General features: G+C 67.6%; 25 protein-coding genes. 18 read left to right on the plus strand and 7 right to left on the minus strand.

Annotated features, from left to right (window positions below; genetic code table 11):
* Positions 1-142 precede the first annotated feature (142 nt).
* The 3 genes from FHX60_RS17100 (at position 143) to cysM (ending at position 3,112) form a co-directional block, all read left to right on the plus strand.
* Positions 143-538 carry a ComEA family DNA-binding protein gene (locus tag FHX60_RS17100; protein WP_112773545.1) on the plus strand — a complete coding sequence of 132 codons (396 nt, stop codon included), beginning with the start codon at positions 143-145 and terminating at the stop codon, positions 536-538.
* Between the two features lie 236 nt (positions 539-774).
* The gene (locus FHX60_RS17105; RefSeq protein WP_183283996.1) at positions 775-2,076 is read left to right on the plus strand and encodes a solute carrier family 23 protein; all 1,302 of its coding nucleotides are present in this window, start codon (positions 775-777) and stop codon (positions 2,074-2,076) included.
* Between the two features lie 133 nt (positions 2,077-2,209).
* Positions 2,210-3,112, plus strand: a complete 903-nt coding sequence (gene cysM / locus FHX60_RS17110) for a cysteine synthase CysM (protein WP_112773543.1) — start codon at positions 2,210-2,212, stop codon at positions 3,110-3,112.
* 70 nt (positions 3,113-3,182) lie between these two features.
* Here cysM and mltB read toward each other — a convergent pair whose 3' ends face one another.
* Positions 3,183-4,289, minus strand: a complete 1,107-nt coding sequence (mltB, locus tag FHX60_RS17115) for a lytic murein transglycosylase B (protein ID WP_112773542.1) — start codon at positions 4,287-4,289, stop codon at positions 3,183-3,185.
* A gap of 169 nt (positions 4,290-4,458) precedes the next feature.
* Between mltB and FHX60_RS17120 the strand changes: the two genes are divergently transcribed.
* From FHX60_RS17120 to FHX60_RS17155, 8 genes are all read left to right on the plus strand, one after another.
* Positions 4,459-5,382, plus strand: a complete 924-nt coding sequence (locus FHX60_RS17120; protein WP_183283997.1) for a histone deacetylase family protein — start codon at positions 4,459-4,461, stop codon at positions 5,380-5,382.
* 9 nt (positions 5,383-5,391) lie between these two features.
* Positions 5,392-6,195: an enoyl-CoA hydratase gene (locus FHX60_RS17125; RefSeq protein WP_112773541.1), complete on the plus strand. Its 804-nt coding sequence runs from the start codon at positions 5,392-5,394 to the stop codon at positions 6,193-6,195.
* A 165-nt stretch (positions 6,196-6,360) separates the two neighbouring features.
* Complete coding sequence (locus FHX60_RS17130; protein WP_183283998.1) at positions 6,361-7,395, plus strand: methionine ABC transporter ATP-binding protein; 1,035 nt, start codon at positions 6,361-6,363, stop codon at positions 7,393-7,395.
* Positions 7,385-8,038, plus strand: coding sequence for a methionine ABC transporter permease (locus FHX60_RS17135; protein WP_092308203.1), 654 nt, complete (start codon positions 7,385-7,387; stop codon positions 8,036-8,038). The genes FHX60_RS17130 and FHX60_RS17135 overlap by 11 nt, the downstream gene beginning before the upstream one ends.
* Positions 8,039-8,071: 33 nt before the next feature.
* Positions 8,072-8,869, plus strand: coding sequence for a MetQ/NlpA family ABC transporter substrate-binding protein (locus tag FHX60_RS17140; RefSeq protein ID WP_183283999.1), 798 nt, complete (start codon positions 8,072-8,074; stop codon positions 8,867-8,869).
* Between the two features lie 220 nt (positions 8,870-9,089).
* Entirely contained in the window at positions 9,090-9,839 is a 750-nt protein-coding gene (locus FHX60_RS17145) for an electron transfer flavoprotein subunit beta/FixA family protein (protein WP_112773539.1), read from the plus strand.
* 18 nt (positions 9,840-9,857) lie between these two features.
* Positions 9,858-10,793: an electron transfer flavoprotein subunit alpha/FixB family protein gene (locus tag FHX60_RS17150; RefSeq protein ID WP_018007045.1), complete on the plus strand. Its 936-nt coding sequence runs from the start codon at positions 9,858-9,860 to the stop codon at positions 10,791-10,793.
* Between the two features lie 118 nt (positions 10,794-10,911).
* Positions 10,912-12,696 (plus strand): acyl-CoA dehydrogenase, encoded by a 1,785-nt coding sequence (locus tag FHX60_RS17155; protein ID WP_183284000.1) that lies wholly within the window; start codon positions 10,912-10,914, stop codon positions 12,694-12,696.
* A 78-nt stretch (positions 12,697-12,774) separates the two neighbouring features.
* Here FHX60_RS17155 and FHX60_RS17160 read toward each other — a convergent pair whose 3' ends face one another.
* Positions 12,775-14,079 (minus strand): D-amino acid dehydrogenase, encoded by a 1,305-nt coding sequence (locus FHX60_RS17160; RefSeq protein ID WP_092308212.1) that lies wholly within the window; start codon positions 14,077-14,079, stop codon positions 12,775-12,777.
* Positions 14,080-14,186: 107 nt separating this feature from the next.
* Between FHX60_RS17160 and FHX60_RS17165 the strand changes: the two genes are divergently transcribed.
* The gene (locus FHX60_RS17165; protein WP_012352108.1) at positions 14,187-14,690 is read left to right on the plus strand and encodes an Lrp/AsnC ligand binding domain-containing protein; all 504 of its coding nucleotides are present in this window, start codon (positions 14,187-14,189) and stop codon (positions 14,688-14,690) included.
* Positions 14,691-14,701: 11 nt separating this feature from the next.
* On the plus strand, positions 14,702-15,931 hold the full coding sequence (locus FHX60_RS17170; protein ID WP_183284001.1) for a PA0069 family radical SAM protein: 1,230 nt from the start codon (positions 14,702-14,704) through the stop codon (positions 15,929-15,931).
* 317 nt (positions 15,932-16,248) lie between these two features.
* On the opposite strand, the gene FHX60_RS17175 is transcribed toward FHX60_RS17170, so the two are convergent.
* From FHX60_RS17175 to FHX60_RS17190, 4 genes are all read right to left on the minus strand, one after another.
* A complete protein-coding gene (locus FHX60_RS17175) occupies positions 16,249-16,740 on the minus strand; it encodes an NINE protein (RefSeq protein WP_183284002.1) in 492 nt (163 codons plus the stop codon).
* A 143-nt stretch (positions 16,741-16,883) separates the two neighbouring features.
* Positions 16,884-17,042, minus strand: coding sequence for a hypothetical protein (locus tag FHX60_RS17180; RefSeq protein ID WP_165835196.1), 159 nt, complete (start codon positions 17,040-17,042; stop codon positions 16,884-16,886).
* Positions 17,043-17,316: 274 nt separating this feature from the next.
* Complete coding sequence (locus FHX60_RS17185) at positions 17,317-17,712, minus strand: hypothetical protein (RefSeq protein ID WP_092308216.1); 396 nt, start codon at positions 17,710-17,712, stop codon at positions 17,317-17,319.
* Between the two features lie 153 nt (positions 17,713-17,865).
* Positions 17,866-18,990 carry a PQQ-dependent sugar dehydrogenase gene (locus FHX60_RS17190; RefSeq protein ID WP_183284003.1) on the minus strand — a complete coding sequence of 375 codons (1,125 nt, stop codon included), beginning with the start codon at positions 18,988-18,990 and terminating at the stop codon, positions 17,866-17,868.
* Between the two features lie 152 nt (positions 18,991-19,142).
* On the opposite strand from FHX60_RS17190, the gene rpsP reads away from it, so the two are divergent.
* The 5 genes from rpsP (at position 19,143) to FHX60_RS17215 (ending at position 22,267) form a co-directional block, all read left to right on the plus strand.
* Positions 19,143-19,394, plus strand: a complete 252-nt coding sequence (rpsP, locus tag FHX60_RS17195) for a 30S ribosomal protein S16 (RefSeq protein WP_018007036.1) — start codon at positions 19,143-19,145, stop codon at positions 19,392-19,394.
* Positions 19,395-19,515: 121 nt separating this feature from the next.
* Positions 19,516-20,139: a ribosome maturation factor RimM gene (gene rimM / locus FHX60_RS17200; protein ID WP_181486944.1), complete on the plus strand. Its 624-nt coding sequence runs from the start codon at positions 19,516-19,518 to the stop codon at positions 20,137-20,139.
* A 53-nt stretch (positions 20,140-20,192) separates the two neighbouring features.
* Entirely contained in the window at positions 20,193-20,975 is a 783-nt protein-coding gene (gene trmD, locus FHX60_RS17205) for a tRNA (guanosine(37)-N1)-methyltransferase TrmD (RefSeq protein WP_183284004.1), read from the plus strand.
* Between the two features lie 74 nt (positions 20,976-21,049).
* Positions 21,050-21,442 (plus strand): 50S ribosomal protein L19, encoded by a 393-nt coding sequence (gene rplS, locus FHX60_RS17210; RefSeq protein ID WP_012352117.1) that lies wholly within the window; start codon positions 21,050-21,052, stop codon positions 21,440-21,442.
* Between the two features lie 144 nt (positions 21,443-21,586).
* A complete protein-coding gene (locus tag FHX60_RS17215) occupies positions 21,587-22,267 on the plus strand; it encodes a CoA pyrophosphatase (RefSeq protein WP_092308224.1) in 681 nt (226 codons plus the stop codon).
* Between the two features lie 18 nt (positions 22,268-22,285).
* On the opposite strand, the gene FHX60_RS17220 is transcribed toward FHX60_RS17215, so the two are convergent.
* Complete coding sequence (locus tag FHX60_RS17220; RefSeq protein WP_112773532.1) at positions 22,286-23,134, minus strand: sulfurtransferase; 849 nt, start codon at positions 23,132-23,134, stop codon at positions 22,286-22,288.
* Positions 23,135-23,145: the final 11 nt, after the last annotated feature.

A 23,145-nucleotide genomic window follows, 5' to 3' on the forward strand; every position in this document is an offset into this window, starting at 1 on the left:
GCCGGCTGACACGCTTTCGTGCGGCCGGTGTCAACTTTTGTTGCCGCATGCGCCGCCCTCGCGGTGCGCCCCTATCCTGACCTGACCTCGCCGCCCCGGCGGGGGTGGTACCTCAGACCATCCACAGGAAAGGAGAGCCTTCATGGCCATGCACTGGATCCGGCAACTTGCCCGGCGTTTTTCCCTGATCTCCCTCGCGGCAACCTTGTGCCTGCTTGCCGGCGGCACCGCCCGTGCCGCGGTCGACGTCAACACCGCCGACGAGGCGGCGCTGACCGCGGTCAAGGGCGTGGGACCGGCCACGGCCCGCCACATCGTCGAAGAGCGCAACAAGCGCGGGCCGTACAAGGACGCCGCCGACCTGGCCGAGCGCGTCAGCGGCATCGGGCCGAAGTCCGTGGCCAGGCTGCAGGATGCCGGCCTGACCATCGCCGGCAAGGGCGCGCCCACAGCCGCGCCATCCGCTGCGCCGCAGGCCACGCCGGCGCCCGCCAAGGGAGCCAAGGCGACGCCTGCACCGGCAAAGCCGGCCCGCTAGCCTGTCAGCGCTGCCCTGTGCCCGGTCGTGCTGCGGCCGGGTGCGCTGTTGCTGGTACGCGTTGTGCTAAAGCTTGCCGGCTTCGCAGCCCCCGTGGCGGCGGAGTATCATGCGGACGCCGCGCAGGCAGGACCTGCCGCGCGGCTGCCGAGTGGCATTCCACAACCCAACAACCAGGCACAAGCGCGGCGGCCGCCGATCCGGAGGCCAGCCCGGACCACAGGGAGCAAGACAATATGGCGAATGGCGAGGACGCGGGATTCCTGCCGCAATGGCGGCTCAAGACCCAGGGCGTGATCGGCCCCGATGAGCGGCTGCCCGCGGGGCAGACACTGCTGGCCGGGATCCAGCACGTGGTGGCGATGTTCGGCTCGACCGCCATCGCGCCGATCCTGATGGGCTTTAACCCGAATATCGCCATCCTGTTTTCCGGCATCGGCACGCTGATCTTCTTTCTGTGCGTGCGCGGCCGGGTGCCCAGCTACCTGGGCTCCAGCTTTGCCTTCATTGCGGTGGTGATCGCCGCCACCGGCTATGCCGGCAGCGGCCCCAACCTCAATATCCCGGTGGCGCTGGGCGGCATCATTGCCGCCGGCGCGCTGTACACCGTGATCGGCCTGGTGGTGCAGGCGGCGGGCTACGCCTGGGTGGAAAAGCTGATGCCGCCGGTGGTGACCGGCGCCATCGTCGCGGCGATCGGGCTGAACCTGGCCCCCGTGGCGGTCAAGGCGGTCAGCGGCGCGGCGCTCGATACCTGGGTGGGGTTGCTGACCGTGGTCGCGGTGGGGCTGGTCGCGGTGCGCGCGCCCGGCATGATCGGCCGCCTGCCGGTGCTGATCGGCGGCCTGGCCGGCTACGTTGCCTACTACCTGGGCACCAATGTGATGGGGCTGGGCAAGCCGATCGATTTCTCCGGCGTGGCCGCCGCCAGCTGGTTCGGCCTGCCGGCGTTCACCGCGCCGACGTTCGAGCTGGGCGCCATGCTGCTGATCGCGCCGGTGGCGATCGTGCTGGTGGCCGAGAACCTCGGCCATATCAAGGCCATCGGCGTAATGACCGGCCGCAACCTGGATCCGTACATCGGCCGCGCCTTTATCGGCGACGGCATTGCCACCATGCTGTCGGCCAGCGGCGGCGGCACCGGCGTGACCACCTATGCCGAGAACATGGGGGTGATGGCGGTCACCAAGATCTATTCGACGCTGATCTTCGTGGTGGCGGCCGCCGTGGCCATCCTGCTGGGCTTCTCGCCCAAGTTCGGCGCCCTGATCCTGACCATCCCGGGGCCGGTGATCGGCGGCCTGACCATCGTCGTGTTCGGCCTGATCGCCGCCACCGCGGGCCGCATCTGGGTGCAGAACCATGTGGATTTCTCCAGCTCGCGCAACCTGATCACGGTGGGCGCCACGCTGACGGTGGCGGCCGGCGACCTGACGCTGAAGCTGGGCGGCATGACGCTGGGCGGCATCGGCACCGCCACCTTCGGCTGCATCCTGCTGTATCACCTGCTGGGCGAAGGCAACCGCGAGGAAGGCTGAGCCACGGCGGCGCCGGCGGGCGGTGCAAATCCCGCCTGCCGGCGAGGGGATAGGGGTCTGGATTACAATGGCCGGCGAATTGGAATCCCCCGGAATCCTCCGGATTCCCCCGATTGCGACCTTCCTTCGCCCCATGGCCTACAAGACAATTGAAGACACCATCGGCAATACGCCGCTGGTCAGACTGCAGCGCATCCCCGGCGCCGCCAACGACGCGCGCGGCAATGTGATCCTCGGCAAGCTCGAAGGCAACAATCCGGCCGGTTCGGTCAAGGACCGCCCGGCGGTGTCGATGATCGCCCGGGCCGAGGCACGCGGGCGCATCAAGCCGGGCGATACCCTGATCGAGGCGACCTCGGGCAATACCGGCATCGCGCTGGCCATGGCGGCCGCCATCCGCGGCTACAAGATGGTGCTGATCATGCCCGAGGACCTCAGCCTCGAGCGCCGCCAGAGCATGGCGGCCTACGGCGCCGAGATCATCCTGACTCCGGTCAAGGGCGGCATGGAGTATGCGCGCGACCTGGCCGATTCGATGGAGCGCGACGGCAAGGGCGTGATCCTCGACCAGTTCGCCAACCCGGACAACCCGCAGGCGCACTACGAGGGCACCGGCCCCGAGATCTGGCGCGATACCGACGGCCGCATCACCCACTTCGTTTCGGCGATGGGCACCACCGGCACCATCACCGGCGTCGCGCGCTTCCTCAAGGAGCAGAATCCCGAGATCCAGATCGTCGGCGCGCAGCCGGCCGAAGGCTCGCGCATCCCGGGCATCCGCAAGTGGCCTGAAGCGTATCTGCCCAAGATCTACGATCCCAAGTACATCGACCGCACCGAGCCGGTGAGCCAGGGCGATGCCGAGCACATGGCGCGCCGCATGGCATCGGAAGAGGGCATCTTCTGCGGCATTTCCGCCGCCGGTGCGCTGTGCGTGGCATTGCGCGTCGCCGAGGAAGTCGAGAACGCCACCATCGTCTTCGTGGTGTGCGACCGCGGCGACCGCTACCTGTCGACCGGCGTGTTCCCGGCCTGATCCGCAGCGCCGCCGCAAACAAGAAAGGCCTCGCTGATGCGAGGCCTTTTTTGACTTTGGCGGTGCCGCCTCAGCCCATCGCCGCCTTGACCGCCTCGCCCAGCTGGTACACCGCCAGCGCATAGAAGAAGCTGCGGTTGTACCGCGTCAGCACATAGAAGTTGCGCAGGCCCAGCAGGTACTCGGTGGGCTGGTCGGGCGTGGGCAGGTCCACCACCAGCACGCCGGTTTCGCCTTCGCGTGCCAGGTTGATGGGCTCGTCCACGCGCAGCCCGGCGCGGGTCAGCTGGTTGAGGGTGCGGGTCGGCCACGGCTCGCCATCGGCCGCCGCGGTGGCGATGCCCAGGCTGCCGGCGTCGGGGGCGATGCGCCACACCACCGGACGGCCCGGCTCCCAGCCATGCAGCTGCAGGAAGCGCGCCACGCTGCCGATGGCATCGGTGGGGCTGTTGCGCAGGTCGATGTGGCCGTTGTTGTCGTAGTCGAGGGCGTATTCGCGCAGGCTGGTCGGCATGAACTGCGGAATGCCGATGGCGCCGGCATACGAGCCCAGCACCGAGTAGACATCGGTGCGGGTGTCGCGGCACCACAGCAGGTAGTCGGCCAGCTGGTTGCGAAACAGCGTGGTGCGGGCGTCGCGGTTGGGCGTAGCCGGGTAGTCGAACGCCAGCGTCGACAGCGAATCGAGCACGCGGAACGAGCCCATGTCGCGGCCGTAGATGGTTTCGACGCCGATGATGCCGACGATGACCGAGGCCGGCACGCCGAACTCGGCCTCGGCGCGGCGCAGCGTGTCGCGGTTGTCCTGCCAGAAGCGCACGCCGGCATTGATGCGGATCGGCTCGATAAAGCGCGAGCGGTAGGTGCGCCAGCTTTTGCGGCCGGTGGTGGCGGGCGGCATGATCAGCCGTACCACGGTGGCCGAGTAGACCGCCTGCCCGAACCAGTCCTGCAGCATGCCGCGGTCAAAGCCGTGGCGGGCCACCATCTCGTCGATAAAGGCACGTGCTTGCGGGTTGTCGCGGTAGCGGCCGGGTTCGATTTCTTCCTCGCGCACGCTGACGCGGCGCTTGCCGGCGGCGAGCAGGCTGGGGGAGAGGCCGCAGAGTCCGAGTGCGGCAGCGGAAAGCGCGGCGCCCAGCAGGGGGCGTCGCAGTGAGCGCTGGGTGTCGGTCATGGTGTCCTTTGCAAGTCGCACCGAGTATAGCGGATGCCACCGCGGCGGCCGCGTGGGGGCGGGCATGGGCGGGCGCGCCGGCGCTGCTGGGTGGCCTGGTCTGGCGTGTGCTAACGTAACGTTTGGAGACAACATGGCGACGCACTGCAACCCATTGCGACGATAAGAGATGCCGACAGGCTATTACACGCACCCCGAGTTCCAGCGGCACGAGATGGGACACTTCCACCCGGAGTGTCCGGAGCGCCTGCAGGCGATCGAGGATCACCTGATTTCGCACGGCCTGGACGGGCTGCTGGAGCGCCGCGAGGCGCCGCCCGCCACGCGCGAGCAGCTCGAGCGCGTGCACCGGCCCGAGCACGTCGATGCGCTCGAAAGCGCCAGCCCGTCGAGCGGCTACCACGCGATCGATCCGGACACCTCGATGAACGCCCACACGCTCGCCGCCGCCACGCTGGCCGCGGGCGCGGCGGTGGCGGCCACCGATGCGGTGATCGCCGGCGAGTTCGAGAACGCGTTCTGCTGCGTGCGCCCGCCCGGACACCATGCCGAGCCCGGCCGCGCCATGGGCTTCTGCTTCTACAACAACGTGGCCATTGCCGCGCGCCATGCGCTGCAGGCGCACGGGCTGGAGCGCGTGGCGATCATCGACTTCGACGTCCATCACGGCAACGGCACCGAGGCGGCGTTCCGCGGCGACGAGCGCGTGATGATGTGCAGCATCTTCCAGCACCCGTTCTATCCCTACAGCGGCACCGAGCATCTGGCGCCGAACATGGTCAACATCCCGCTGCCGGCCTACAGCAACGGCTTGGCGGTGCGCGAGGTGGTCGAGACCATCTGGCTGCCGCGCCTCAATGAATTCCGTCCGCAGATGCTGTTCATTTCGGCCGGCTTCGACGCGCACCGCGAGGACGACCTGGGCCAGATGGGCCTGGTGGAGCAGGACTACGCCTGGATCACCGGCCAGCTGGTCGAGGTGGCGCGCACCCATGCGCAGGGCCGCATCGTCAGCTGCCTGGAGGGCGGCTACAACCTCAGCGCGCTGGGCCGCAGCGTGCTGGCCCACCTGAAGGTGCTGCTGGAGCATTAGGAGACCGCCATGGCCGAGAACGATGCGCGTGTCGACGCGCCGCTGCTGACCGAATCGCGCGACGCCGCCGGCGTGGCGCGCCTGACCATGAACCGGCCGCAGGCGTTCAACGCCTTGTCCGAAGGGCTGCTCGATGCGCTCACCGATGCGCTGCACCGGCTCGCCGCCGACCACAGCGTGCGCGTGGTGGTGCTGGCGGGCGCCGGCAAGGCCTTCTGCGCCGGCCACGACCTGCGCGAGATGCGCGCGGCGCCGTCGCACGACTACTACCGGCGCCTGTTCGACCGCTGCACGCGCATGATGATGGCGATCCAGCGGATGCCGCAGCCGGTCATCGCCCGGGTCCAGGGCATTGCCACCGCGGCCGGCTGCCAGCTGGTGGCGATGTGCGACCTGGCGGTGGCCGCGGACGATGCACGCTTTGCCGTGTCGGGCGTCAACCTGGGGCTGTTCTGTTCGACCCCGGGCGTGGCGCTGTCGCGCAACCTGCATCGCAAGCAGGCCATGGAGATGCTGCTGACCGGCGACATGATCGATGCCGCCAGTGCCCGCGAGCGCGGGCTGGTCAACCGGGTGGTGCCGGCCGAGGTTCTGGACGACGAGGTGGCGCGGCTGGCTGCCAGCATCTGCGCCAAGCCGGCCGCCGCCGTCGCCGCCGGCAAGGGGCTGTTCTACCGCCAGCTCGAGATGGGCATCGAGGCGGCCTACCAGCTGGCCGGGCAGACCATGGCGTGCAACATGATGGACGATGCGGCGCTGGAGGGGGTGCAGGCCTTTATCGACAAGCGGCCGCCGTCCTGGCGTGACTCCTGACCGACTTGCGCGGTCTTTATATGCCGGGAACGTATAAAGACATCGGTAAAAAGTCGTTTATGGTATGAAGCGAATCGCATAAAATACGCGCTTCAGAAAAATAACGAGCGGCAACAGCGCTGGAGATCCCTCGCCTGTTGCCGTTTTCTTTTGGTCACTTTTTCCATGATCGAACTGCAAGGACTGTCGCAGCGCTTCCCGGGCGCGTCTGGCGACGTGCATGCATTGCGGGACGTCAGCCTGTCGATTGCGGCGGGCGAAGTCTTTGGCATCATCGGCCGCAGCGGCGCCGGCAAGAGCACGCTGGTGCGCGCCATCAACCTGCTGAACCGGCCCAGCAGCGGCCGCGTGGTCGTCGCTGGCCAGGATCTGACTGCACTGGACAATGGCGCGCTGCGCCTGGCCCGGCGCGAAATCGGCATGATCTTCCAGCATTTCAACCTGCTGTCGTCGCGCACCGTCTATGACAACGTGGCGCTGCCGCTGGAGCTGGCGGGCAAGCCCAAGGCGGAAATCGCCGCCACGGTGCTGCCGCTGCTGGAGCTGGTCGGGCTGTCGGCGCTGAAGGACCGCTACCCGGCGCAGATCAGCGGCGGGCAGAAGCAGCGCGTGGGCATTGCGCGCGCGCTGGCGAGCAAGCCCAAGGTGCTGCTGTCCGACGAGGCCACTTCGGCGCTGGATCCGGAAACCACCCGTTCCATCCTGGACCTGCTCAAGCAGATCAACCGCGAGCTCGGCCTGACCATCGTGATGATCACGCACCAGATGGAGGTCATCAAGCAGGTGTGCGACCGCGTTGCCGTGCTCGAGGCCGGCGAGGTGGTGGAAACCGGTCGCGTGATCGACGTCTTCCTGCGCCCGCAGCACGAGGTCACGCGCGCCATGATCGGCGACGTCATCTCGCAGGAGCTGCCGGCGAGCGTGCTCAAGCGCGTCGAAAGCCGGCTCGGCAACGGGCGCGACCACGTCTACCGCCTCGCCTTCACCGGCGAGGGCGTCGACCAGCCCGTGCTGGCGCAGGCGATCCGCCGCTACGGGCTGGACTTCAACATCCTGCACGGCCATATCGACGAGATCCAGGGGCAGGCCTTCGGCTCGCTGGCAATCATGGCCACCGGCGAACTGGCCGATGTGAAGGCGGCAATGGAATACCTGCAGGCGCAAGGCGTGGTGGTGGAGGAGTTCGAGCATGTGGTCTGAAATGTTTGACCTGTTCCTGACCTCGTTCAACGAGACCCTGCTGATGGTGGCGATCTCGGGCGTGGTCGGCGCGCTGCTGGGCGTGCCGCTGGGCGTGCTGCTGCACCTGACCAACCGCGGCGGCGTGCTGTCGCACCCGCTGTTCAACCGCACGATCGGCGTGGTGGTCAACGCGGTGCGCTCGATCCCGTTCATCATCCTGCTGGTGGTGGTGATCCCGTTCACGCGCTTTATCGTCGGGTCGTCGATCGGCACCACCGCGGCGATCGTGCCGCTGACCATCGCGGCGATCCCGTTTATCGCGCGCCTGGTCGAAAGCGCGCTGCGCGAGGTCGACAAGGGCCTGGTCGAGGCGGCGCAGTCGATGGGCGCCACCACGCGCCAGATCGTGTGGAAGGTGCTGCTGCCCGAGGCCATGCCCGGCATCGTCGCCGGCCTGACCATCACCTTCGTCAGCCTGGTCGGTTATTCCGCCATGGCTGGCGCGATCGGCGGCGGCGGCCTGGGCGACCTCGGCATCCGCTATGGCTACCAGCGCTACATCACCGAGGTGATGGTGGCGGTGGTGGTCATTCTCATCGTGTTCGTGCAGGCGGTGCAGAGCTTCGGCGACTGGCTGGTCCGCCGCATCAGCCACCGCTGAACCCAAGACTTTATCGAGATAGGAACGCACATCATGCAACGTCGCAACCTGCTGCAATGGATCCTCGGCGCCGCGCTCGGCGCTTCGCTGGCCACCGGCGCGATCGCCCAGGACAAGCCGATCAAGATCGGCGTGACCGGCGGCCCGCACGCGCAGATCATGGAACAGGTGAAGAAGGTCGCCGCCAAGGACGGCCTGAACATCCAGGTGCTCGAGTTCAGCGACTACATCCAGCCCAACGCCGCGCTCGCAGCCGGCGACCTGGATGCCAACAGCTACCAGCACCTGCCGTACCTGGAAGCCCAGATCAAGGACCGCGGCTACAAGTTCACGCACATCGCCTACACGGTGACGTTCCCGATGGGCGTGTACTCGAAGAAGATCAAGTCGCTCGACCAGCTCAAGCAGGGCGCGCGCGTGGGCGTGCCCAACGACCCCACCAACGGTGGCCGCGGCCTGTTGCTGCTGCAGAGCAAGGGCGTGATCAAGCTCAAGCCCAACGCGGGCCTGAAGGCGACGCCGCTGGACATCGCCGAGAACCCGAAGAAGATCCGCATCGTCGAGCTCGACGCCGCGCAGCTGCCGCGCTCGCTGGATGACCTGGATGCCGCCGCGATCAACGGCAACTACGCGGAATCGGCAGGCCTGTCGCCGACCAAGGACGCGATCGCCATGGAAGGCCCGAAGGGGCCGTACGCCAACCTGATCGCGATCCGCGAGGCCGACAAGAGCAAGCCCTGGGTGGCCAAGCTGGTGAAGGCCTACCATTCGCCGGAAATCAAGCAATACGTCACCTCGACCTTCAAGGAATCGGTCATCACGGCCTGGTAAGCCGGCGTCACTCGAGGGTTTCATCCAATCGGACGAGGCCTGCCGGCGTGGCTTTGCGGCACAATCGCCTGACCGGTAAAAAAGGTGCCGGGCCTATGCCCGGCATCATTTTGCCGATAAAATAGTACGATCGTTCGAAAAATAGGAGAGCCGCCAGCCCGGTGGTTATAATGACGAGCGAACAAAATTTCTGACTATCAGCTATCAGTGGAGTGAGCGCATGAAAGTACTCGTCGCAGTCAAGCGGGTGGTGGATTACAACGTCAAGGTCCGCGTCAAGGCGGACGGCTCGGGCGTGGATCTGGCCAACGTGAAGATGAGCATGAACCCCTTCGACGAAATCGCCGTGGAAGAGGCCGTGCGCCTGAAGGAAGCCGGCGTTGTCACCGAAGTGGTCGCCGTGTCGTGCGGTGTCACGCAGTGCCAGGAAACCCTGCGCACCGCGATGGCCATCGGCGCCGACCGCGGCATCCTGGTGGAATCCAACGAAGACCTGCAACCGCTGGCCGTGGCCAAGCTGCTGAAGGCGCTGATCGACAAGGAACAGCCGCAACTGGTGATCCTGGGCAAGCAGGCCATCGACGACGACTCCAACCAGACCGGCCAGATGGTGGCCGCGCTGGCCGGCCTGCCGCAAGCGACGTTCGCCTCGAAGGTGGTGGTGGCCGATGGCAAGGCTTCGGTCACCCGGGAAGTCGACGGCGGCCTGGAAACGCTGTCGCTGAGCCTGCCGGCGGTGGTGACCACCGACCTGCGCCTGAACGAGCCGCGCTACGTCACGCTGCCGAACATCATGAAGGCGAAGAAGAAGCCGCTCGACACCGTCAAGCCGGAAGACCTCGGCGTCGACGTCAAGCCGCGCCTGTCGACCCTGAAAGTGGTCGAGCCGCCCAAGCGCAGCGCGGGTGTGATGGTGCCGGACGTCGCGACGCTGGTGCAGAAGCTGAAGAACGAAGCCAAGGTTATCTGAGCGCGGGGGAGATAGAACATGACTGCACTCGTCATTGCTGAACACGACAATCAATCGATCAAGGGCGCCACGCTCAACACCGTGACCGCCGCAGCCCAGTGTGGCGGCGACGTGCACGTGCTGGTGGCCGGTTCCAACGCCAAGGCCGCGGCCGATGCCGCAGCCAAGATCGCCGGCGTGACCAAGGTCCTGCTGGCCGACGCCGCCTACTTCGGCGACGGCCTGGCCGAAAACGTGGCCGAGCAGGCGCTGGCCATCGCCAACGACTACTCGCACATCCTGGCCCCGGCCACCCCGTACGGCAAGAACATCCTGCCGCGCGTGGCCGCCAAGCTGGACGTGGCCCAGATTTCGGAAATCTCCAAGGTCGACGCCCCGGACACCTTCGAGCGCCCGATCTACGCCGGCAACGCCATTGCCACGGTCAAGTCGGAAGACAAGATCAAGGTCATCACCGTGCGCGGCACGGCCTTCGACGCCGCTGCTGCCGAAGGTGGCTCGGCCGCCGTCGAGACCCTGCCGGCCGTGGCCGACGCGGGCGTTTCGCAATTCGTTTCGCGCGAAGTGGCCAAGAGCGACCGTCCGGAACTGACCGCCGCCAAGATCATCGTCTCGGGTGGCCGTGGCGTGGGCTCGGGCGAGAACTACACCAAGGTGCTGACGCCGCTGGCCGACAAGCTCAACGCCGCGCTGGGCGCCTCGCGCGCCGCGGTCGACGCCGGCTTCGTGCCGAACGACTACCAGGTTGGCCAGACCGGCAAGATCGTCGCGCCGCAGCTGTATATCGCCGTCGGTATCTCGGGCGCGATCCAGCACCTGGCCGGCATGAAGGACTCCAAGGTGATCGTCGCGATCAACAAGGATGCCGAGGCCCCGATCTTCTCCGTGGCCGACTACGGCCTGGTGGGCGACCTGAACACCGTGGTGCCGGAGCTGGTGGCAGCACTGGGCTGATGCCGCGCCGGCCCTGCCGGCCGCACCGCGGCCGGCACGGATAACAGCAGGCAGCAAGTAACGAGCCGTTCCGGGGGCGACCCGCGAACGGCTTTTTCATACATGTTGGGAGACATCGATGACCTACCGTGCGCCGATCAAGGACATGCTGTTCATCATGAACGAGCTGGCCGGCCTTGAGGCCGTCAGCCAGCTGCCCGGCTTCGAAGAAGCCACCCCCGAGACGGCCGAGGCCGTGCTCGACGAGGCCGCCAAGTTCAACCAGCAGGTGGTGGCGCCGCTGAACCGCGCCGGCGACCTGGATCCGAGCAGCTGGAAGGACGGCGTGGTCACCACCACGCCCGGCTTCAGGGAAGCCTTCCGCCAGTTCGGCGAAGGCGGCTGGCAGGGCGTGCTGCATCCGCAGGAGTTCGGCGGCCAGGGACTGCCCAAGCTGATCGCCACGGCGTGCAACGAGATGCTGAACACCGCGAACCTGTCGTTCGCGCTGTGCCCGCTGCTGACCGACGGCGCCATCGAGGCGCTGCTGACGGCCGGTACCGACGCCCAGAAGGCAACCTTCCTGCCCAAGCTGATCTCGGGCGAGTGGACCGGCACCATGAACCTGACCGAGCCGCAGGCGGGCTCGGACCTGGCCGCGGTGCGCACCCGTGCCGAGCCGCAGGGCGACGGCACCTACAAGGTGTTCGGCACCAAGATCTTCATCACCTACGGCGAGCACGACATGGCGCAGAACATCGTCCATCTCGTGCTGGCCCGCACCCCCAACGCGCCCGAGGGCGTGAAGGGCATCTCGCTGTTCATCGTGCCCAAGTTCCTGGTCAATGACGATGGCAGCACCGGGGCGCGCAACGACGTGCATTGCGTCTCGATCGAACACAAGCTGGGCATCAAGGCGAGCCCCACGGCGGTGCTGCAGTTCGGCGACCATGGCGGCGCGATCGGCACGCTGGTCGGCGAAGAAAACCGCGGCCTCGAGTACATGTTCATCATGATGAACTCGGCGCGCTTCTCGGTCGGCATGCAGGGCATCGCGGTGTCCGAGCGCGCCTACCAGCAGGCGGTGGCCTACGCGCGCGAGCGCGTGCAAAGCCGCCCCGTGGATGGCTCGGCGCGCGAGGCGGTGACCATCATCCACCATCCCGACGTCAAGCGCATGCTGATGACCATGCGCGCGCTGACCGAAGGCGCGCGCGCGGTGGCGTACGTCGCCGCGGCCGCCAGCGACACGGCGCACCAGCATCCCGACGAAGCCGTGCGCCGGCAGAGCCAGGCGTTCTACGAGTTCATGGTGCCGGTGGTGAAGGGCTGGAGCACCGAGCTGTCGATCGATGTCACCAGCCTCGGCGTGCAGGTGCACGGCGGCATGGGCTTTATCGAGGAAACCGGCGCGGCGCAGCACTACCGCGACGCGCGCATCCTGCCGATCTACGAGGGCACCACGGCCATCCAGGCCAACGACCTGGTCGGCCGCAAGACCGTGCGCGACGGCGGCGCCGTGGCCCGCGCGATCTGCGCGCAGATCGCCGAGACCGAGGCCGCGCTGGGCCGGCACGGCGGCGCTGCCTTCAGCGCGGTGCAGGCGCAGCTGGCGAAGGGCCGTGCTGCGCTGGAAGCCGTGGTCGAATTCGTCGTCGCCACTGCCAAGTCGGACCCGAACGCGGTCTTCGCCGGCAGCGTGCCTTACCTGAAACTGTGCGGCATCGTATTCTCCGGCTGGCAGTTCGGCCGCGCCATGCTCGCCGCTGACGCGAAACGGGCCGACGATCCGGCCTTCCATGAAGCCAAGATCGCGACCGCGCATTTCTTTGCCGAGCACATCCTGTCGCAGGCATCGGCCTTGCGCGATGCCGTGGTCAACGGCGGGGCGCCGGTCAATGCGTTGAGCGCCGAGCAGTTCTGAGCGTTGCACGCGGTGCGCGGATAGCAAAAGGGCGACCTGCCAGGTCGCCCTTTTGCTTTGGCGGAAACCCGCCTTGTATCAGGCGGCTGCCGGACGCGGCGCCAGGTGATGGCGCGCCGGCTTCAGGTAGCGGCTGACCGACAGGTCGTCGGCTCGGATCGCCGGCGACTTGCCCGAGACCAGGTCCGACAGCAGCTGGCCCGAGCCGCACGCCATGGTCCAGCCGAGCGTGCCGTGGCCGGTGTTCAGCCACAGGCCGCGCACCTGGGTCGGGCCGACGATGGGCGTGCCGTCCGGGGTCATCGGGCGCAGGCCGGTCCAGAAGGTGGCCTGGCTGACATCGCCGGCGCCCGGGAACAGGTCGGTCACCACATGCTCCAGCGTGCGGCGCTTGGCCGGGTCCAGGCTGCGGTCATAGCCAACGATCTGCGCCATGCCGCCGACGCGGATGCGGTCGTCGAAGCGGGTCAGCGCCACCTTGTAGGTCTCGTCCAGCACTGTCGATACCGGACCGCGCGAGGCATCGCTGAGCGGCACGGTGATCGAGAAGCCCTTGAGCGGATACACCGGCAGGTTGGACATGCCGCGCAGGAAGGGTTTGACCAGCTGCGTCGACCAGCTGCCCAGCGCCACCACCACCAGGTCGGCCGCGATCGGCTCGCCGTCGACCACGGCGCCGGTGACGGCATCGCCCTGGCTCATCAGGCCGTCGATCGAGCGGTTGTACAGGAAGCGGACGCCGAGCGTGCCGGCCATGTTGGCCAGGCGCTGCGTGAACAGCGCGCAGTCGCCGGTTTCGTCATTGGGAAGGCGCAGGCCGCCGGCCAGCTTGTGGCGGACGGCGGCCAGCGCCGGTTCGCTCGCGGCGAGTTCTTCGCGCGAAAGCAACTGGTAGGGAACCCCGGCCTGTTCCAGCACCGCGATGTCCTTGGCCGCGCCTTGCAGCTGCTCGTCGGTGCGGAACACCTGCAGCGTGCCTTGCTGGCGGCCTTCGTAGGCGATGCCGGTTTGCGCGCGCAGCGCGCGGATGCAGTCGCGGCTGTACTCGGCCAGCCGCACCATGCGCTCCTTGTTGACGGCATAGCGCCCGGCGCTGCAGTTCAGCAGCATCTGCCACATCCATTGCAGCTGGAACAGCGTGCCGTCGGGACGGATGCTGAGCGGCGCGTGCTCCTGGAACATCCACTTGATCGCCTTGAGCGGCACGCCGGGCGCGGCCCACGGCGACGCGTAGCCGGGCGAAATCTGGCCCGCATTGGCAAAGCTGGTGCCGAGCGCGGGACCGGCCTCGCGGTCGACCACGGTCACTTCATGACCGGCCTTGGCCAGGTACCACGCACTGGTGACGCCAATCACGCCACTGCCAAGTACGAGAACGCGCATTTCGGGGGCTCCAACTGCGATGACTACGGTATAGAGGATTTGTCTCTATACTATTGAATGCATTCCAGTCATAGTTACCGAATTTCTCAGAAAAACAGGAAAAACTCATGAGAACGAGTCGCCAGCCCCAGCGCACGCTCGACCGGCTCGACCGCAAGATCCTGACCGCGCTGCAAAGCGACGGCCGGATGTCGATGAAAGACCTGGCCGAGGCGGTCGGGCTGACCATCACGCCGTGCATCGAGCGCGTCAAGCGCCTGGAGCGCGATGGTGTCATCATGGGCTACTACGCGCGGCTCAACCCGGCACTGCTGGGCAGCGCGCTGCTGGTATTCGTCGAGATTTCGCTGGGCAACAAGTCGGGCAATATGTTCGAGCAGTTCCGCCGCGAGGTGCTGCGCATTCCGGAAGTGCTCGAATGCCACCTGGTTTCGGGCGATTTCGACTACCTGATCAAGGCGCGCATCCGCGAGATCGGCGAATACCGCCGGCTGCTGGGCGACATCCTGCTGCAGCTGCCGGGCGCGGCGCAGTCGAAGAGCTATGTGGTGATGGAAGAGATCAAGGAGACACTGGCCATCTCGGTAGAGGAGAAGAGCCAGGCCGCCTAACGAAGGCCAGCATGGAGCGCCCCCCGCCAAAACCCAAATCCCCCTCCAGGCCCCGCGCCAGCGCGACGCGGCGCGAGGCCGATCCCGACGCGCAGGCGCCGCAGGCCCCTGCGCGCCCGCTCGCGGCGCGCAAGGGCCGCGGGGCCGTCAGCAACCTGCAGGGGCGTTTCGAGCGCGACCAGCGCGAGGCGTTCGACGATGGCTGGGGCCCGGTGCCGGAAGACACCGCCGCGGCGCCAGAAGCCATCGCGGGCAACGACGACGTGCCGCTGCCGCCATTGCGCACTGAAGTCCATTTCGAGCGTGCCCGCTCCGTGCTGACGCGCAATGCCTCCCCGGATGTCCCGTTCGACGTTTCGCTCAATCCCTACCGCGGCTGCGAGCACGGCTGCATCTATTGCTTCGCCCGGCCGACGCACGCCTACCTGGACCTGTCGCCGGGGCTGGACTTCGAAACCCAGCTCTATGCCAAGACCAATGCCGCCGAGCGCCTGCGCGAAACGCTGGCGCGGCCGTCGTACCGCTGCGAGACCATCGCGCTGGGCGTCAACACCGACGCATACCAGCCGATCGAGCGTGAACAGCGTATCACGCGCAGCCTGCTGGAAGTGCTGCACGAATGCGACCACCCGGTGGCGCTGATCACCAAGTCTTCACTGATCGAGCGCGATATCGACCTGCTCGCGCCGATGGCGGCCAAGCGGCTGGCGGTGGCGGCGCTCACCATCACCACGCTCGATCCCGGCATTGCACGCACGCTCGAGCCGCGCGCGGCGACGCCGTCGCGGCGGCTGCGCACCATCCGCACGCTGACCGATGCCGGCATCCCGGTCGGGGTCAGCATCGCCCCGGTGATCCCCTTCATCACCGAACCCGACCTGGAGCGCGTGCTGGAAGCGGCGCGCGAGGCGGGCGCCGTGTATGCGAACTACATCGTGCTGCGGTTGCCGTGGGAGGTGCGGCCGCTGTTCGAGGAATGGCTGCAGGCGCACTTCCCCGACCGGGCCGAACGGGTCATGAACCGCGTGCGGGACATGCGCGAAGGCAAAGCCTACGATGCGAACTTTGCCACGCGCATGCGCGGCACCGGCGTGTGGGCGGACTTGCTGCGCCAGCGCTTCTACAAGGCCGCCGAACGGCTCGGCTTCCGCTACAACCGGTTTGAACTGGATACTTCGCGTTTTCGCCCGCCGGCGGCGGGGCCCAGCGGCAAGGACGATCCGCAGGGTTCGCTGTTCTGAGTCTTCAGCGCGGCTGCCGTGGCCTGCTGGTCGCCGATCATGCTGCTGGCGAGTTCCAGCGCGGCCTTGGCGCTCGATGGCGGCAGTCCCGAGGACAGCGCCAGCCGGACGGCGATCGCCGCCAGGCGTCCTTCCTCATAGCTTGGCATGTCGATTCTTGCTCCTTTGCGCAGCCGGGGGCGTGGCCTCGCCGCGCGTCGCGCCGCCAGGATCGGACGGCTCTACCAGTATGGGCGAATTGGCCGAAAGGGAAACCGGCGATTGCGGCCGCCTTGATCGCGCACAAACGATGCGCCAGGAGAGCCGTGCGCAGGCGACTACTGCGACAGTTCGCGCGCGGCCTCGACCTGCGATTCGAAGAAGGTCTGGAAGCTGATCGCCAGCCCCGCCATCAGCAGTCCGGTACCGATCAGCAGCGACAGGATCACCAGGATCACCACCGGCCAGCCCGAGCGCGTGGGTTTGCCGTGCGGGTTGAAGCGGGCATCCCATTTGTCGTCCGGGCGCAGCCCGTAGACGATCGCCGCCAGGAAGGCGCTGATGACGGAAATGCCGCCGGCCACCGCCAAGGTCCAGTTCAGCGCCGGGCTGCCCGCGCCGGTGGCCATCGAGGCCACGCCGATGGCGCCGGCCAGCAGCGCCAGCAGGTGCGCCCAGCCATACAGGTCGCGCAGGCCGCCCAGGTAGAAGCGGTGTGCGCCCAGGCTGCCGAACAGGAACGCCAGCGCCACGGTCAGCAGCTTGGATTTGCCGCGCGCCGACGGCGCTGCGAGCGGAGAGGCGTGGCGGGCTGGCGTGGCTGCGGGCATGGTCGGAAAGAGAGTTTCAGGCCTGGGATGCAGGCCGGCGTTGCGCCGGCACGGAAGTGGCGGCACAAGGGTACCGGCCGGCCCACATTGTACGCCGGCAGTCAGCGCAAGGAAGGGAAGTGCGTCAAAAGGCGCCAGCGGCGCTAATGCCAGCCGCCGGCGATCAGGCCGCGGATAAAGGCCGAGGCGTGCTCGCTGATATGGGTTTCGCTGTAGAGAACCAGGGTCAGGATGCCCATGAACAGGATCGACAGCGATAGCTGGCCAGCGTGTTCGGCCAGGTCGCTAAGCAGGGGTGACATGACAAACCTCACAGAATTATTGTCATTCTGGAGGCTGCGCCCGGGCCGTCTTGGTCGGGTCCCGGCAGGAGGTGTCGGGCAGAGGCAGGTCAGTTCGATTGCCGTCCGCACATGACGGCACGCTGTGAGCCCCGGGCAGCGCCGGGCGGCAGCCTGTGCGCGCGCCCGGAATCGGGGCACACACTTAAGTAGAGACAGGCCGGGCGGGGGCGGAGTTCCGCAGCGAGGGGCGGGGCGCGGTATTCAGGCGCCGGGGAAGCACCGACGGCTTCGATCAGCGGCCGTTGTCGCGGCCGCGCGCCTGCCAGCCGGGACCGATCTGGCCCTGGCGCGGCTCGTTGCGGGCGTCATTGGGGGGATTGCGTTCCGGGCCGCGGCCGCGGTTGTCGTCGCGGGCGCCGGCGAGCGCGGCGCGGCGGCCGCTGAGCCGGTCGTCGGCGCGGGCGCGCGCCTCCATCCGGTCGATCTGCGCCTGCACGTGTTCACGGCTTTCGGCGCGCACGCTGGCCATCTGCCAGCCATCTCCGGACTGGATCCGGGCGGGCCGGCCATCGGAACGGACTTGTTGCCAGAACGCGACCTGGGCATGGCTGGCGGCTACCGCGCCGACCAGGCCCGAGGCCACCAGGATGCCAGCCACCAGGTCGCGCAGGAGAGAGCGGGTGAGCATGCGGATTCCCAGGGTCCTGTCGCGCTGTGTTGCTGTTGGAAGATGGGTTCATGGTACGCATGGGGCATCGGGGCGCCTATGCCAATCCCGTTACCGGTGTAACGGATTGTTTCGCCCGCACAAAGCCGCGCCGGGCGGGGCTTTCAGCCGGATTCAGGGCTGGTAGCGGATGCGGTAGATCGCCCCCGCATGGTCGTCGCTGACCAGCAGCGAACCGTCCGGCGCGACCAGGACATCGGCGGGCCGGCCCCAGGCCCTGCCGCCGCGCAGCCACCCCTGTGCGAACACCTCCTGGCGCACGGCCTTGCCGGCGCCGTCCAGCACCACGCGCACCACGCGGTAGCCGGAAGGCTCGCTGCGGTCCCAGCTGCCGTGTTCGGCGATCAGGACGTTGTTGCGGTATTCCGGCGGGAACTGCGTGCCGGTGTAGAAGCGCATGCCCAGCGCGGCGACGTGTGCGCCCAGGCGGGCCACGGGCGGCACGAATTCGGAGCACGGGCGCTTGCCGCCGTATTCCGGGTCGGCGACGTTGCCGGCATGGCAGTAGGGATAGCCGAAATGCTGGCCGGGCGCGGTGACGCGGTTCAGTTCGTCGTCGGGAACGTCGTCGCCCATGCGGTCGCGGCCGTTGTCGGTGAACCACAGTTCGCGCGTGGCGGGGTGCCAGTCGAAGCCGACGGTGTTGCGCACGCCGCGTGCCACCACCTGCAGGCCGGTGCCGTCGGGCTTCATCCTGACGATGTTGGCATAGCGGGTTTCGTCTGGCTCGCACACGTTGCAGGGCGCGCCGGTGGCGACGTACAGGTAGCCATCCGGTCCGAAGCCGATGAATTTGCCCCCGTGGTGGCCGTCCGACGGGAAGCGGTCGCTCACCACCCTGGGCGCGGGCGGCTGGTCCAGGCGCGCCTCGATCTGGTCGAGCCGCACGATTTTGGAGACGGAGGACGCATACAGGCTGCCGTCATGGAATGCCACGCCGAGCGGATTGCGCAAGCCGGTGGCGACGGTGCGCACCCGCGGGCGCGTGCCGAGCGCATCGCTGACCGCATAGAGCTTGCCTTCGCTGCGCGATCCCACGAACAGCGTGCCCGACGGCGACATCGCCATGGCGCGCGCGCCCGGCACGTCGTCGGTCAGCACCTCGATGCGGAAGCCGGGCGGCAGGCGCAGCTGGTCCAGCGGCAGGGCGGCCAGCGCGGACTGGCTCGTTGCCAGTACCATGAGCGCCAGCAGCGTACGCGGTACCATGCCAACCATGAAGTGCAGAGCGGGGCGCATGTTGGGCCTCCTGTCGCGGTTTTTGCCACGATGCCTGCGCCGCGTTCACGCGTCAACCGCCTAAGTGTTTGTTTGGCCTCGGGAATTGGGCTATACTCTTGCGTTTCGTGTTCGAACGCCCTTGAACACCCCGTTTTCTGAGGAATCATTCCATGGTCGTTATCCGTCTGGCTCGCGGCGGCAGCAAGAAGCGCCCGTTCTTCAACATCGTCGCCACCGACTCGCGCAACCGTCGCGATGGTCGTTTCATTGAGCGCGTTGGTTTCTACAACCCGCTGGCAGCCGAAGGTGAAGAAGGCCTGCGCCTGTCGCAAGACCGCCTGGCCTACTGGCAAGGCGTCGGCGCCCAGCTGTCGCCGACCGTTGCCCGCCTGGTCAAGCAAGGCGCCAAGGCTGCTGCCTGATTGCCGTCTGCAACGCGCCCTGCCATAACCGGCGGGGCGCGTTTGCATTGGACCATGCGCACACGTGACTGAGCGAAAGCAGGACGCCGGGCGGCCGACGCGGCCGCCACTGAACCGGTCCATGAACCGGCCGCAGGGCGAGCCGGCCAAGGCGCTCAGGCTGCCCGCGGCGCTGCTGTATGCCGATCCGCTGCCCGAAGACCTGGTGGAAGTCGGCTATGTCAGCGCTGCCTATGGCATCCGTGGCTGGATCAAGGTCCAGCCGCATGCCGACGATGCGTCGGCGCTGCTGCATGCCCGCCGCTGGTGGCTGCTGAGCCCGCCGCAGGCGGGTCTGGTGGCGGCCGACGCGGCGCGGGCCGAGCCCGCCTGCGTGAAAATCGCGCAGTCGCGCGAGCACAGCGGCACCGTGGTGGCGCAGGCTGCCGGCGTGGCCGACCGCAATCTCGCGGAAGCGCTGCGTGGCCGCCGCGTGTGGATCCGGCGCGCGGATTTTCCGGCGCCGGAAGAAGATGAGTTCTACTGGGTCGACCTGATCGGCTGCAGCGTCAGCAACGAGCAAGGCGAGTTGCTGGGCGAGGTGTCCGGGCTGATCGACAACGGTGCCCACCAGATCCTGCAGGTTGCCTTCGTGCAGCCCGACGGCAAGGCCGGTGAACGGCTGATTCCATTTGTCGACGCGTTCCTGCGCACGGTGGATACCGCGGGCAAGCGCATCGTGGTGGACTGGGGGCTCGATTACTGAGCCGTGCCTGCACAGGTGCAGGTCCTGTGCGGAATAGGGAAGGGAGAGAGCGGATGCAGTTCGACGTGATCACGCTGTTTCCCGAAATGTTTCGCGCGCTGACCGATTGGGGCATTACCAGCCGGGCGGCCAAGCAGCAGCGGTATGCGTTGCGCAGCTGGAATCCGCGCGATTTCACCGTCGACAACTACCGCACCATCGATGACCGGCCCTATGGCGGCGGTCCCGGCATGGTGATGCTGGCCAAGCCGCTGGACGATGCGATCGATGCCGCGGTGGCGGCGCAGGCGCAGGCCGGCGTGACGCAGCCGCATGTGGTGCTGATGTCGCCGCAAGGCAAGACGCTGACGCATGCCAAGGTCATGGAGCTGGCGCAGCGGCCGGGCCTGGTGTTGCTGTGCGGCAGGTACGAGGCGATCGACCAGCGGCTGATCGACCGCCGCGTAGACGAGGAAATCAGCCTCGGCGATTTCGTGCTGTCGGGCGGCGAACTGCCGGCCATGGCGCTGATCGACGCGGTGGTGCGCCACCTGCCCGGCGTGCTGGGCGACGCGCAGTCGGCGGTGCAGGACAGCTTTGTCAACGGCCTGCTGGATTGCCCGCACTACACCCGGCCGGAAGAATATGAAGGCGTGCGGGTCCCCGACATCCTGTTAGGGGGCCATCATGCCGAGATTGAAAAATGGCGGCGCCAGCAGGCGCTGGCCAATACCGCGCGCAAGCGCCCCGACCTGATCGAGGCGGCCCGCGAACAAGGTTTGCTGACCCGCGCCGACGAGAAATTCTTGTCGGAATGGGCGGCGAAAGAAGGGCGGGGGGAAACTCCCGCCAGGTAAAACCCCATCCTCTGCCGGGGCCCGGGAAATCCTGGGGCATACAACGCCGGCACGATGGTTACGGAGAAGAAACGATGAACCTCATCGAACAGATCGAGAAGGAAGAGATCGCGCGCCTGACCGCGAACAAGACCATCCCCGCATTCGCGCCCGGCGACACCGTCGTCGTCAGCGTCAACGTGGTCGAAGGTAACCGCAAGCGCGTGCAGGCCTACGAAGGCGTCGTGATTGCCAAGCGCAACCGCGGCCTGAACTCGTCCTTCATCGTGCGCAAGATCTCGTCGGGTGAAGGCGTGGAGCGTACGTTCCAGCTGTACTCGCCGCTGATCGCCGGCATCGAAGTGAAGCGTCGCGGCGACGTGCGTCGCGCGAAGCTGTACTACCTGCGCCAGCGTTCGGGCAAGTCCGCACGTATCAAGGAAAAGCTGGTGTCGAAGGCTGCCGCCGCTGCCAAGGCCGCGGAGTAAGCCGGACATGCCGGCCGGGGCGACCCGGCCAGCGTTTTCTCAGGAAGGGCACCCCAGGGTGCCCTTTTTGCATGGCCGCGCGGGGCCCACCGCCGCGCGTTGCTGCGGCGCCAGATGGCGCGCTTCTGTCATACTTGCGATGTTATGCGCCCCGCCTTCGATCCCGAATCCCTTCCCGTCATCGATACCGACCTGCGCAACGGTGCGCTGAGCGCGCCGCGCCTGCAGGTCGACTTTATCCGGCACCGCTTCCGGGCTCCGCCGGCGTGGGCGCCCGAGCTGACCGACGAATCACGGGTCTACGATCGCAGTCGCGGGCTGCGCGATGCCGCGGTGCTGGTGCCGCTGGTCGAGCGCAGCGATGGCCTGACGGTGCTGCTGACGCAGCGCAATGCCAACCTCAGCGCGCATGCCGGCCAGATCAGCTTCCCCGGCGGACGGCAGGAGTCGTGGGACGTCAACCGCATCGACACCGCGCTGCGCGAGACGGAAGAAGAAGTGGGCCTGGCCCGCGACTATGTCGAGGTACTGGGCGCGCTGCCGGATTACATCACCGGCACCGGCTTCCATGTGAGCCCGGTGGTGGGCCTGGTGCGCGATGGCTTCACGCTGCGCCCCGACGCCTCGGAAGTGGCCGATGTGTTCGAAGTGCCGCTGGCCTTCCTGATGGACCCGTCGCACCATGAGCGGCGCCTGTTCCGCTGGGTCGACGGCGAGCGCATGTTCTACGCCATGCCCTATCCGCGCGAGAACGGCGGCCAGCGCTTTATCTGGGGCGCCACCGCCGGCATGCTGCGCAACCTCTACCACCTGCTGGCGGCCTGAGCCGCGCGCGAGCCGTCCTCAGGCGGCGGCCCGGTCCTTGCCGCCGATGCAGTGCGGGCAGCTCTTGCCGACCACATAGTGCGGGCTTTGCTGCTGCTCGGGCGTGACCACGGCGCGGCAGGCAAAGCACTGCTTGGGCCCGGCCGGTTCCAGGCTTGGGTTCAGCGCGGTGCGGTAGTCGAAGACGAAGCAGTCGCCGCGATAGTGGCTGCCGCCGACCTCCTCGAAGTACTTCAGGATGCCGCCTTCGAGCTGGTAGACGCGCTCGACGCCGACTTCCTGCATATGGATCGCGGCCTTCTCGCAGCGGATGCCGCCGGTGCAGAACGAGACCACGGTCTTGCCTTCCAGGTCTGCCTTGTGCGCGGCGACGGCGTCGGGAAATTCGCTGAACTTGGCGATGTCGTACTCGACCGCATCCTCGAAGGTGCCGACCGCCACCTCGAAATCATTGCGCGTATCGAGCATCACCACCGGGCGGCCTTCGTCGTCGTGCCCCTGGTCCAGCCAGCGCTTCAGGTCCACCGGCCGCACCGCGGGCGCGCGGCCCGCCTCGGGGCGGATCAGCGGCATCTTCATGGTGATGATTTCCTTCTTGGCGCGCACCAGCATGCGCTTGAAGGGCTGGTGGTCCGACAGGCTTTCCTTGGGCGCGATATCGGCAAAGCGCGCATCGGCATGCAGCCACGCCATGAAGCCATCGATCGCTTCGCGCGGGCCGGCCAGGAACATGTTGATGCCTTCCGGCGCGAGCAGGATCGTGCCCTTCAGGCCCGCCGCCTCGCAGCGCTCGCGCATGGCCGGGCGCAGGGTCTCGATGTCGTCCAGCGAGACAAACTTGTAAGCGGAAATATTGACGATCTGCATGGGACACTGCG

The sequence above is a fragment of the Cupriavidus alkaliphilus genome (genome assembly GCF_014191175.1).
In the GTDB taxonomy this organism is placed as follows: Bacteria; Pseudomonadota; Gammaproteobacteria; order Burkholderiales; family Burkholderiaceae; genus Cupriavidus; species Cupriavidus alkaliphilus.

What these genes read in the sequence shown, in the direction of transcription:
- FHX60_RS17100 (WP_112773545.1), top strand. Translation starts at nt 143, where the DNA reads ATGGCCATGCACTGGATCCGGCAACTTGCCCGGCGTTTTTCCCTGATC.
- FHX60_RS17220 (WP_112773532.1), bottom strand. Translation starts at nt 23,134, where the DNA reads ATGCAGATCGTCAATATTTCCGCTTACAAGTTTGTCTCGCTGGACGAC.
- FHX60_RS17150 (WP_018007045.1), top strand. Translation starts at nt 9,858, where the DNA reads ATGACTGCACTCGTCATTGCTGAACACGACAATCAATCGATCAAGGGC.
- FHX60_RS17155 (WP_183284000.1), top strand. Translation starts at nt 10,912, where the DNA reads ATGACCTACCGTGCGCCGATCAAGGACATGCTGTTCATCATGAACGAG.
- rplS (WP_012352117.1), top strand. Translation starts at nt 21,050, where the DNA reads ATGAACCTCATCGAACAGATCGAGAAGGAAGAGATCGCGCGCCTGACC.
- FHX60_RS17135 (WP_092308203.1), top strand. Translation starts at nt 7,385, where the DNA reads ATGTGGTCTGAAATGTTTGACCTGTTCCTGACCTCGTTCAACGAGACC.
- mltB (WP_112773542.1), bottom strand. Translation starts at nt 4,289, where the DNA reads ATGACCGACACCCAGCGCTCACTGCGACGCCCCCTGCTGGGCGCCGCG.
- FHX60_RS17125 (WP_112773541.1), top strand. Translation starts at nt 5,392, where the DNA reads ATGGCCGAGAACGATGCGCGTGTCGACGCGCCGCTGCTGACCGAATCG.
- FHX60_RS17105 (WP_183283996.1), top strand. Translation starts at nt 775, where the DNA reads ATGGCGAATGGCGAGGACGCGGGATTCCTGCCGCAATGGCGGCTCAAG.
- trmD (WP_183284004.1), top strand. Translation starts at nt 20,193, where the DNA reads ATGCAGTTCGACGTGATCACGCTGTTTCCCGAAATGTTTCGCGCGCTG.
- FHX60_RS17215 (WP_092308224.1), top strand. Translation starts at nt 21,587, where the DNA reads ATGCGCCCCGCCTTCGATCCCGAATCCCTTCCCGTCATCGATACCGAC.
- FHX60_RS17160 (WP_092308212.1), bottom strand. Translation starts at nt 14,079, where the DNA reads ATGCGCGTTCTCGTACTTGGCAGTGGCGTGATTGGCGTCACCAGTGCG.
- FHX60_RS17145 (WP_112773539.1), top strand. Translation starts at nt 9,090, where the DNA reads ATGAAAGTACTCGTCGCAGTCAAGCGGGTGGTGGATTACAACGTCAAG.
- rimM (WP_181486944.1), top strand. Translation starts at nt 19,516, where the DNA reads ATGAACCGGCCGCAGGGCGAGCCGGCCAAGGCGCTCAGGCTGCCCGCG.
- rpsP (WP_018007036.1), top strand. Translation starts at nt 19,143, where the DNA reads ATGGTCGTTATCCGTCTGGCTCGCGGCGGCAGCAAGAAGCGCCCGTTC.
- FHX60_RS17120 (WP_183283997.1), top strand. Translation starts at nt 4,459, where the DNA reads ATGCCGACAGGCTATTACACGCACCCCGAGTTCCAGCGGCACGAGATG.
- FHX60_RS17180 (WP_165835196.1), bottom strand. Translation starts at nt 17,042, where the DNA reads ATGTCACCCCTGCTTAGCGACCTGGCCGAACACGCTGGCCAGCTATCG.
- FHX60_RS17175 (WP_183284002.1), bottom strand. Translation starts at nt 16,740, where the DNA reads ATGCCCGCAGCCACGCCAGCCCGCCACGCCTCTCCGCTCGCAGCGCCG.
- FHX60_RS17165 (WP_012352108.1), top strand. Translation starts at nt 14,187, where the DNA reads ATGAGAACGAGTCGCCAGCCCCAGCGCACGCTCGACCGGCTCGACCGC.
- cysM (WP_112773543.1), top strand. Translation starts at nt 2,210, where the DNA reads ATGGCCTACAAGACAATTGAAGACACCATCGGCAATACGCCGCTGGTC.
- FHX60_RS17190 (WP_183284003.1), bottom strand. Translation starts at nt 18,990, where the DNA reads ATGCGCCCCGCTCTGCACTTCATGGTTGGCATGGTACCGCGTACGCTG.
- FHX60_RS17140 (WP_183283999.1), top strand. Translation starts at nt 8,072, where the DNA reads ATGCAACGTCGCAACCTGCTGCAATGGATCCTCGGCGCCGCGCTCGGC.
- FHX60_RS17130 (WP_183283998.1), top strand. Translation starts at nt 6,361, where the DNA reads ATGATCGAACTGCAAGGACTGTCGCAGCGCTTCCCGGGCGCGTCTGGC.
- FHX60_RS17170 (WP_183284001.1), top strand. Translation starts at nt 14,702, where the DNA reads ATGGAGCGCCCCCCGCCAAAACCCAAATCCCCCTCCAGGCCCCGCGCC.
- FHX60_RS17185 (WP_092308216.1), bottom strand. Translation starts at nt 17,712, where the DNA reads ATGCTCACCCGCTCTCTCCTGCGCGACCTGGTGGCTGGCATCCTGGTG.